Here is a 9,815-nt window from a genome sequence, read left to right on the forward strand (position 1 = left end):
CAGAAGAGCCGGCCCACCGCAGGCGTCGCCGTCAGCCCCGGCGTCGCCGGGCTCGCGGTCGCCCTGGCCGACCGTCAGTCCGTCGCTCGACCCCTCCCGCGACCGGGTGTCGGCCAAGGCGCCCGTGGTGCCCCGGACACCCGGTCGCGGACGCCGCCGCCCTGGGCGACCGCCGCCCCCGCTCCGGCTCCCGCTCCCGCTTCTTCCTCCGCACTCCCCCCGGCTTCTGTCGGGGCCGGTCTCGCAGCGGACACAAGCGCTGCGGACACAGGCACTACGGACACCGCCGCCGGGACGCCGGACAGCGGGCCGCGTACCGCCGACCAGGCCTTCGACGCCCTGTACGCGTCCCACGCCCCTTCCCTCGTCTGCCAGGCATATCTGCTGACCGGACGACGTGCCCTCTCCCAGGAGTCCGTCGAGCGGGCCTTCCGGCTCGCCTGGCAGCGCTGGCCCGAGGTCGCCGTCGACCGGGACCCGGCGGGCTGGATCCGGGCCGCGGCCCATGAGTACGCCCTGTCGCCATGGCACCGGATGCACCGCCGCAACCGCAAGCGGCCCCGGCCGGTGCCCGGTGAAGGGGACCCCGAGGGCGGGCTGGCGCTCCGCGAGGCGCTGCTGGACCTGCCGCCGTCCTACCGCCGCGCCCTGCTGCTCTACGACGGTCTCGGCCTCGATCTGCCGGACACCGCGGCCGAGACCGAGGCGAGCACCCCGGCCACCGCGAGCCGGCTGACACACGCCCGTGAGGCGGTCGCCGCGAGAGTGCCCGAATTCGCCGAGACCGCGCTGCTGAACGAGACCCTGAGCGCCCTGACCCGTGTGGCGACCCCGTCGGCGGTCGCGCCGCCCCGCTCCGTGCGGACGGGCTGCGAGCGCCGGGCCAGGTTCTGGACGCGGACGGCCATCGCCTTCACCGCGCTGATCGTGGGGGCGACGGGCTTCACCCTGGCCACCGCTCCGTCGCGGTACGAACCGCCGCTCGCCCCGGGCGAGCAGATCGGCGACGTACCGGTGCCCAGCGGCCCGCAGCGGCTGTCCAAGGAGGACCGGAAGCTTCGCGACAAACTCCGCGGCGAGCCGATGAACGGCCCCCCGCGGCTCGTACCGGAGGCGTTCTGACCGCGGCTCCGACCGCGCTCTGACCGCACGGCGACCGCCCAGCGATCGCTCCGCGACCCGGCCGCGACGCGCATGGGCCCGCACCCCTGACCGAGGTGCGGGCCCATGCGCGTATTGCCGTACGGAGAAGGCTCCGTGGGTACGGAGGTCAGCCGGCCAGAATGGCGCGCGCCAGACCGGCCGTCTCGGTCGGCGTCTTGCCGACCTTCACACCGGCGGCCTCCAGTGCCTCCTTCTTCGCCTGGGCCGTACCGGAGGAGCCGGAGACGATGGCACCGGCGTGGCCCATGGTCTTGCCCTCGGGCGCGGTGAAGCCCGCGACATAGCCGACGACCGGCTTGGTCACGTTCTTGGCGATGAAGTCGGCCGCACGCTCCTCGGCGTCGCCGCCGATCTCGCCGATCATCACGATCAGATCGGTGTCGGGGTCGGCCTCGAACGCGGCGAGCGCGTCGATGTGCGTCGTACCGATGACCGGGTCGCCACCGATGCCGACGGCGGACGAGAAGCCGATGTCGCGCAGCTCGTACATCATCTGGTAGGTCAGCGTGCCGGACTTGGAGACCAGACCGATACGGCCGGGCTTGGTGATGTCGCCCGGGATGATGCCGGCGTTGGACTGGCCGGGGGTGATCAGTCCGGGACAGTTCGGACCGATGATGCGCGTCTTGTTGCCCTTGCTGCTCGCGTACGCCCAGAAGGCGGCGGAGTCATGCACCGCGATGCCCTCGGTGATCACCACGGCCAGGCCGATCTCGGCGTCGATCGCCTCGATGACCGCGGCCTTGGCGAAGGCCGGCGGCACGAAGAGGACGGACACATCGGCGCCGGTCTTCTCGATGGCCTCGGCCACGGTGCCGAAGACGGGTACGGAGGTGCCGTCGAAGTCGACGGACGTGCCTGCCTTGCGGGGGTTCACACCGCCGACGATGTTGGTGCCGTCCGCGAGCATGAGCTTGGTGTGCTTCATGCCTGTGGCACCGGTCATCCCCTGGACGATGACCTTGCTTTCCTTGGTGAGGAAGATAGCCATGGGGTTGGAGTCCCTCGTTCTGTGTCGTGTCGGAGACGCGTGAAAGTCAGCGTGCCGCGGCCAGCTCGGCGGCCTTGTCGGCGGCGCCGTCCATGGTGTCCACGCGCTGCACGAGCGGGTGGTCGGCGTCGGAGAGGATCTTGCGACCCAGCTCCGCGTTGTTGCCGTCGAGTCGCACGACCAGCGGCTTCGTGACGTCCTCGCCCTTGGACTTGAGCAGCTCCAGGGCCTGGACGATGCCGTTGGCGACCTCGTCGCACGCGGTGATGCCACCGAAGACATTGACGAACACGGACTTGACGTCCGGGTCGCCGAGGATGATCTCCAGCCCGTTCGCCATGACCTCGGCGGAGGCGCCGCCGCCGATGTCCAGGAAGTTGGCGGGCTTCACGCCGTTGTGGGCCTCGCCGGCGTACGCGACGACATCCAGGGTCGACATGACCAGACCCGCGCCGTTGCCGATGATGCCGACCTCGCCGTCGAGCTTGACGTAGTTGAGGTTCTTGGCCTTGGCGGCGGCTTCCAGGGGGTTGGCCGCGGCCTTGTCCTCCAGGGCCTCGTGCCCGGGCTGGCGGAAGTCGGCGTTCTCGTCGAGCGAGACCTTGCCGTCCAGCGCGATGATCTTGCCGTCGCCGGACTTGATCAGCGGGTTGACCTCGACGAGGAGCGCGTCCTCGGCGATGAAGACGGTCCACAGCTTCTGCAGGACGTCGGCGACCTGGTCCGCGATCTCGGCCGGGAACTTCGCGGCGGCGACGATCTCGGCGGCCTTCTCGGGGGTGCAGCCCTCGTTGGCGTCGACGGGGATCTTCGCGAGCGCGTCGGGGTTCTCCTCCGCGACGACCTCGATCTCCACGCCGCCCTCGACGGAGGCCATGGCCAGGAAGGTGCGGTTGGTGCGGTCGAGCAGGAAGGAGACGTAGTACTCCTCCGCGATGTCGGCGGTCTCGGCCAGCATCACCTGGTGGACCGTGTGGCCCTTGATGTCCATGCCCAGAATCTGGCCGGCCTTCTCGACGGCCTCCGCCGGGTCGGCGGCCAGCTTCACACCGCCGGCCTTGCCCCGGCCGCCCACCTTGACCTGCGCCTTGACAACGGCCTTGCCGCCGAGACGCTCGGTCACCTCGCGGGCCGCCTCAGGCGTCGTGATGACTTCACCGGCCAGCACCGGTACACCGTGCTTGGCGAAGAGGTCCCTCGCCTGGTACTCGAACAGGTCCACGCGTGTCCGTCCCTTGTGTCTTTTAACCGCAGCCTGGTGATCGCGGGTTCGTTGTCTGCGTGGGCGTGCCGCGAAGGGCAACGTGACTGCGCCGTCACAGAGGGAGGCGTACTCGCTGTCCGGTACGCGGCATGTCCGTCTTGCAGGTTATCCCCGTGGGCCATGGCTCCCTAAATCGCAGATCACGCCTGAGCGGTGATACCTGTCACATGAGTGGCGTACCCGGCAGATCACCGTCCGGCACGGGTATCGGGCGCTTCTCGATCGCCGCCGCCATCACCTCCGGGAAGAGGTCCGGCGTACACGCGAACGCCGGTGCGCCCAGGGCCGCGAGGGCCGCCGCGTGCTCCCTGTCGTACGCCGGGGCCCCTTCGTCGGACAGTGCGAGCAGCGCCACGAACTGGACGCCCGAGGCCTTCATGGCCGCGACCCGCTTGAGCATCCCGTCCCGTATCCCGCCCTCGTAGAGATCGCTGATCAGGACGACCACGGTGTCGGCGGGCCGGGTGATCCGTGACTGACAGTAGGCGAGCGCGCGGTTGATGTCGGTGCCGCCGCCGAGCTGGGTGCCGAAGAGGACGTCGACGGGGTCGTCGAGCTGGTCGGTGAGGTCGACGACGGCCGTGTCGAAGACGACGAGCCGGGTGGCGATGGAGCGCATCGACGCGAGGACCGCGCCGAAGACCGAGGCGTAGACGACGGACGCGGCCATCGACCCCGACTGGTCGATACAGAGAACGACCTCCTTCTTCACGGACTGCGACGCCCGCCCGTAGCCGATCAGCCGCTCCGGGACGACCGTGCCGTGCTCGGGCAGGTAGTTCTTGAGGTTGGCGCGGATCGTACGGTCCCAGTCGATGTCCCGGTGGCGCGGGCGGCTGATCCGGGCGGACCGGTCGAGCGCGCCGGACAGGGTCGCCCTCGTACGCGTGGCCAGCCGCTTCTCGATGTCCTGGACCACCTTGCGGACCACCGCGCGTGCGGTCTCCCTGGTGGTCTCGGGCATCGCCTTGTTGAGCGAGAGCAACGTGCCGACGAGATGGACGTCGGCCTCGACCGCCTCCAGCATCTCCGGTTCGAGCAGCAGCGCGGCGATACCGAGCCGGTCGATCGCGTCGCGCTGCATGACCTGGACGACGGAGCTGGGGAAGTACGTACGGATGTCCCCGAGCCAGCGCGCGACCGAGGGCGCGGAGGCGCCGAGCCCGGCGGAGCGGTCGGTGCCGCCGCCGCGCTCCTTGCCCGCGCCGTAGAGAGCCGACAGCGCGCCGTCCATCGCCGCGTCCCGGCCGGAGAGCGCGTGCCCCGTGCCGTCGGCGCTCTCCCCGCCGAGCACCATCCGCCAGCGGCGCAGGCGCTCGTCGCGCTCGTCGGCAGAGGTGTCGCCGGTCGGCGCGTCGGCGGTGGTGTCTGGGGTGATCGTGTCCGCGGTGGTGGGGAGCGCGCTCGCGTCGTTGGTCATCGGGTCACCTCCGTGGGGGCCTGGGCGTGATCCAGGGCCGGTCCGGTTTCCGGGACTGTGCCGAGGAGCAGATGGAGCACCGGCAGTACGGCGTCGGCGCGCGCCTCGTCGAGTCCGGGGCCGAAGCCGGGCGCGGCCGCTACCGGCTCCGCCGGTCCCCCGGCGCCCGGCCCGCGCCGGACCAGCTCGCCCAGCGTCCGGCGGACGCCCGGCTCGTACGCGGAGAAGGTACGGCGGAGCAGCGGCAGCACATCGGTGAAGGAGCCGGGCGACACCGCGGTCAGCCAGCCGTCCATGAGACCGAGCAGGCGCTCGTCGTGGACCAGCAGCAGGCCGCCGCCCGAGGCACCGCCGACGAAGCCCTCGATCCAGGCGGCGGCGTCGGTGGGCGGGGTGCCGGGGGACAGGGCGAGCCCCATGAACCGCGCGGCGTCGTCCTCCGCGAGCCGCCCGTCGTCCAGGAGCAGCCGGGCGGCCCGTCCCCGTATCTCCCCCGCCACGGTGTCCCGCTCCGCGAGCGTGCGCAGGACGCCCGCCCAGCGTCCGGCGAGATCAGCACCCCGGCCGTGGCCGTCGTTCTCCGGGAGGAGGCCGATCGCCGTGTGCACGCTGTCGAGGTGCTTGCGCATCCCGGCGGCGCCGTCCGCGTCGAGCCCGGCGCAGGCGGGCGGCAGACCGACGCAGATCCGCTCGGCGAGCCCGGCCGCCACATCCCCGAGGGCCGCGGTGCCGGTGGACCGTACGTCTCCGTACCGCAGCGAGCGGGCGAGCGCGGGCAGTGCCTGGGCGAGGTGCGCGACATCGGTGTCGAGCGCGGCACGGTCGGCGAGGGCCCGCATCACCGGCGGAAGGGCATCGGGCAGTTCGGCCAGCAGGCAGCGCTCGGCCAGCGCGGTGACCTCGGCGAGCGCCGTCGCGGACGCGGCTCCCGACTCGGCCCTGGCGGTGGCGGCGGAGAGCACGGTGGTGCCCCACACGCCGGCCTCCGCGACCCGTACGTACAGCTCGGGCTCCCAGCGCAGCCGCCAGCTCTCACGGAAGGTGCCCGTGCTTCCGCGCCCGGCGGCGGGCTCGCCCCAGCCGATGCCGAGCAGCCGCAGCCGGTGCAGCAGTCTGCTGCGCGCGGTGTCGGTCTCCTTGCGCAGATCGAGGTCCACCTGCCGCTCCAGCGCCTCGGGCTTGAGCCGCAGAGACTTCTGGAGCCGGGTGAGATCGCGCTGCAAAGGCACGGCGGGCGCGGTGTCCGGGACCTCACCGAGCACATCGCCGACGACGAGCCGGTCCCGGATGAGCCCGAGCGGTACGTCCGATCCCTCGCACATCACGGCCCGTACCGCGTCCATGGTCTCGCCGAGACCCGCCAGCGGACGGCCGCGCACGGCGGCCAGGGTCTCGGCGAGCCGTACCGCCTCGATGACATGCGCGGAGGAGACGGTCCGGTCCTCCTCGCGGAGCAGACCCGCGACCTTGGTGAGCCACCGCTCCACCGGGCGGTCGGGCGCGGCGAAGAGATGTCCGTACCAGCCGGGCGAGTCGATGCCCGCGCCATAGCCGCTGTGCCGGGCGAGCCTGCGGTGGGTCCAGGGCACCCATGTCAACTCGGCCTTGACTTTGGGCAGTCCCTTCAGGAGGGCGCGGTCGGCGGCGAGGGTCGTCTTCGCGGTCAGCGCGGGCACATGCCAGGCCCCGCAGACGACGGCCACTCCTTCGTCGCCGAACTCCTTGCGGGCAGCTCGCAGTTGGATACGCATATGGGCCTCGCGGACGAGATCCCGGTGGTCCCCGCCCGCTCCGTACTCCTCGCGCAGCGCGCCCATGGCCTCGGCGACCGCTTCGAAGGGCGCGAGGGGATCCTCCGCGCGGCCGGGCTCGCGGTGCTCGACGACGTCCTCCCACCAGCGCTCCGGATCGTCGTACCCGGCGGCCTCGGCGAGAACGGCGAGGGGATCGATCCGCAGTCCGCCCGCCTCTTCTTCGTCCCTTTCTTCATCCCTCTCTTCGGCCTTCTCCTCAGCTTTCGCCTCGGTCTTCTCCTCGGCTTCGGCCGCCTGCGCCAGGGAGTTGGCCGCGGGCAGGTCGATGAACCGCACCGGTACGGCATGGGCGAGCGCCCAGCGGATCGCGACCCACTCCGGCGAGAACTCGGCCAGCGGCCAGAACGCGGCCCGCCCCGGATCGTCCACCGCGTGCGCCAGGAGCGCGACGGGCGGCCGCATCGCCTCGTCCCCGGCGAGCGCCACCAGCGCGTCCCCCTCGGGCGGCCCTTCTATGAGGACGACCCGTGGCCCGGCGGCGTCCAGCGCCGCCCGGACCGCCCGCGCGGACCCGGGACCGTGGTGCCTGACCCCGAGCAGCAGCGGCGCGCGCCGGCCGGCCTCGGCCGGACCACCCGCGAGATGGGGTGCGGCTCGGGGAGCGGTCCGTACCGGCGTGGGCGCGGTCACGCGGTCACCTCGCGGCAGGCGCGGTAGAAGTCCTTCCAGCCGTCGCGCTCGCGGACCACCGTCTCGATGTACTCCTGCCAGATCACCCGGTCCGCCGCCGGGTCACGGACGACCGCGCCGAGGATCCCGGCTGCCACATCGCCCGGCCGCAGCACTCCGTCGCCGAAGTGGGCGGCCAGCGCGAGGCCATGGGTGACCACCGAGATGGCCTCGGCCGTGGAGAGCGTCCCCGAAGGCGACTTGAGCTTCGTACGCCCGTCGGCCGTGAGGCCGTCGCGCAGCTCGCGGAAGACCGTCACGACCCGGCGGATCTCGTCGAGCCCCTCGGGCCCGGCGGGCAGATCCAGCGCGCGCCCGATCTGGCCGACGCGCCGCGAGACGATGTCGACCTCGGCCTCGGGCGTGGCGGGCAGCGGCAGGACGACGGTGTTGAAGCGGCGGCGCAGGGCGCTGGAGAGTTCATTGACCCCGCGGTCGCGGTCGTTGGCCGTGGCGATCAGATTGAAACCCCCGACGGCCTGCACCTCCTGGCCCAGTTCGGGAACGGGCAGGGTCTTCTCGGACAGGACCGTGATGAGCGAGTCCTGCACATCGGCGGGGATACGGGTCAGCTCCTCGACCCGCGCGGTCAGCCCCTCGGACATGGCCCGCATCACCGGGCTGGGCACCAGCGCCTCGCGGCTGGGGCCGTGGGCGAGCAGCCGCGCGTAGTTCCAGCCGTACCGCACCGCCTCCTCCGGCGTACCGGCCGTGCCCTGCACCAGCAGTGTCGAGTCACCGCTGACGGCCGCCGCGAGATGCTCGGAGACCCAGGTCTTGGCGGTGCCCGGCACACCGAGCAGCAGCAGCGCCCGGTCGGTGGCGAGGGTGGTGACGGCGACTTCGACGATCCGGCGGGGCCCGACGTACTTCGGGGTGATCACCGTCCCGTCGGGCAGCGTGCCGCCGAGCAGATAGGTGGCCACGGCCCAGGGCGACAGCCGCCATCGTGCGGGCCGCTGCCGGTCGTCGGCCGCGGCCAGGGCCTTCAGCTCATCGGCGAACGCGTCCTCGGCGTGCGGGCGCAGCACCTCACCGTCGGCGGGCGCGCTCGTCGCGGTGGTTTCAGTGGCTTCGGCGTTTTCGGGCACGGTCATGGATCCCCCTCCAGATCGGTCGACCGATGTGGTGTCCACCGTGCACCACGCCACTGACAACGGGGCATTTCCGCAGGCCGGAGCCTGTGGACAAGCCGGATCCGGGTCCCGGGGGCGCGGCGGCCGTCCGGCGGCGCGCCGGACGGCCGTGCGGGAGCGGGAGTTCGAGCGGGAATTCAGTCGGCGATCGGTGAGACCGCGACACAGCCGCCCGCCGCGGCCAGGCCCGCGCCCGTCTCCTGCTTGATGACCTCGCCCTGGTAGACGATCTTGCAGGTGACCTCGGCGCCGGTGATGTCCACGGCGATCGGCATGACCGCGGGCGGCATGATCCCCCGGAGCGTGACCGTCTTCTGCCATGGCAGCGTGGGCTGTTCGACCGTTTCGATCTTGGGCTCCATGGCCTTGCCTCCGCCGCCGTGGTATTCGATCGTGTCGACGCCGTCGCCGGTCACCTCATAGGTGACTTCGTAGGTCTCGTCGACGGCCTTGTCCACCTGGTCGACGGTCTCGGAGCAGGCGGTCAGTCCCAGCGCGAGTCCGGCGGCGGCGAGTGCGCCGACGGCGGCGCGGACGGTGCGAATGGTGCTGTTCATCGGCAATCCCCCCGGTTGTTCATGTGTCCGCGGGCTCGCGGACACCTCTCGCGACCAATCGTAAAGGAAATGTAAAACCAAAGCGCCGGGGCGTCGCGAAGTCCGGGCCGGCCCTTGAAATCGCAGGTCAATGGCGATTGTCAGTGGGGGGTCCTAACGTCGTGGGCATGAATCCAACGGGGGTCCGCTGGACGACGGAACAGGTGCTTGCCCTGGCTCCTGACGACTCGTCGCGCAGAGCGGGGACACGACTGGGCACGGCCGGGCCGTGGTCGGAGGCGGGAGCCGACGCCGCGGGGGCCGTGTGGGGGCTGTGCAGGGGCAGCGGGAGCAGGCCGTATCAGACGGTGGTGGACACCACGGGTCCGGCCTACTCGTGCAGTTGTCCCAGCCGGAAGTTCCCCTGCAAGCACGCGCTGGGGCTGCTGCTGCTCCGGGCGACGGACGAGCGGGCGGTGGGGGAGGCGAAGGCGCCGGGATGGGCCGAGGAGTGGCTCGAAGCGCGCCGGAAGCGGAGCGAGGAGAAGCCGGACGCCGGAGCGGCGGACGGGGGCGGCGCGGGGAAGCAGGCCGATCCGGAGGCCGCGCGGCGCAGGGCGGAGCGCAGGGCCGCGCGGATCACGGCGGGGACGACGGAGCTGGAGCAGCGGCTGGCGGATCTGCTGCGGGGCGGACTGGCCGCGGCGGAGCAGTCGGGGTACGGGCTGTGGGAGGAGACGGCGGCCCGGATGGTGGACGCGCAGGCACCCGGGCTGGCGGGCCGGGTGCGGGAGTTGGGGGCGATCCCGGGGTCAACACGG

Annotated in this window: 8 protein-coding genes; 2 read left to right on the forward strand and 6 right to left on the reverse strand. The window is 72.1% G+C overall.

The window, feature by feature from the left end:
• Window positions 1–1,122: sigma factor-like helix-turn-helix DNA-binding protein (locus WH07_RS17685; RefSeq protein ID WP_052744444.1), on the forward strand; the 1,122-nt coding region annotated here is incomplete at its 5' end.
• A gap of 148 nt (window positions 1,123–1,270) precedes the next feature.
• Here the strand turns inward: WH07_RS17685 and sucD are convergent.
• The 6 genes from sucD to WH07_RS17715 all read right to left on the reverse strand — a co-directional run bounded on the left by sucD (window position 1,271) and on the right by WH07_RS17715 (window position 9,015).
• Window positions 1,271–2,155, reverse strand: coding sequence for a succinate--CoA ligase subunit alpha (gene sucD, locus WH07_RS17690; protein WP_046500959.1), 885 nt, complete (start codon window positions 2,153–2,155; stop codon window positions 1,271–1,273).
• A 46-nt stretch (window positions 2,156–2,201) separates the two neighbouring features.
• Entirely contained in the window at window positions 2,202–3,377 is a 1,176-nt protein-coding gene (sucC, locus tag WH07_RS17695; RefSeq protein WP_046500960.1) for an ADP-forming succinate--CoA ligase subunit beta, read from the reverse strand.
• Between the two features lie 205 nt (window positions 3,378–3,582).
• Window positions 3,583–4,716, reverse strand: coding sequence for a VWA domain-containing protein (locus WH07_RS17700; RefSeq protein ID WP_046500966.1), 1,134 nt, complete (start codon window positions 4,714–4,716; stop codon window positions 3,583–3,585).
• 119 nt (window positions 4,717–4,835) lie between these two features.
• Window positions 4,836–7,196, reverse strand: a complete 2,361-nt coding sequence (locus WH07_RS17705) for a DUF5682 family protein (RefSeq protein WP_046500967.1) — start codon at window positions 7,194–7,196, stop codon at window positions 4,836–4,838.
• An 83-nt stretch (window positions 7,197–7,279) separates the two neighbouring features.
• Window positions 7,280–8,419: an ATP-binding protein gene (locus WH07_RS17710; RefSeq protein WP_046500962.1), complete on the reverse strand. Its 1,140-nt coding sequence runs from the start codon at window positions 8,417–8,419 to the stop codon at window positions 7,280–7,282.
• Between the two features lie 176 nt (window positions 8,420–8,595).
• Window positions 8,596–9,015: an MmpS family transport accessory protein gene (locus WH07_RS17715; RefSeq protein ID WP_046500963.1), complete on the reverse strand. Its 420-nt coding sequence runs from the start codon at window positions 9,013–9,015 to the stop codon at window positions 8,596–8,598.
• 167 nt (window positions 9,016–9,182) lie between these two features.
• Here WH07_RS17715 and WH07_RS17720 point away from each other — a divergent pair.
• A partial coding sequence (locus WH07_RS17720) for an SWIM zinc finger family protein (protein ID WP_046500968.1) occupies window positions 9,183–9,815 on the forward strand: 633 nt, incomplete at its 3' end.

The organism is Streptomyces odonnellii, assembly GCF_000981895.1.
GTDB classification, from domain to species: Bacteria; Actinomycetota; Actinomycetes; order Streptomycetales; family Streptomycetaceae; genus Streptomyces; species Streptomyces odonnellii.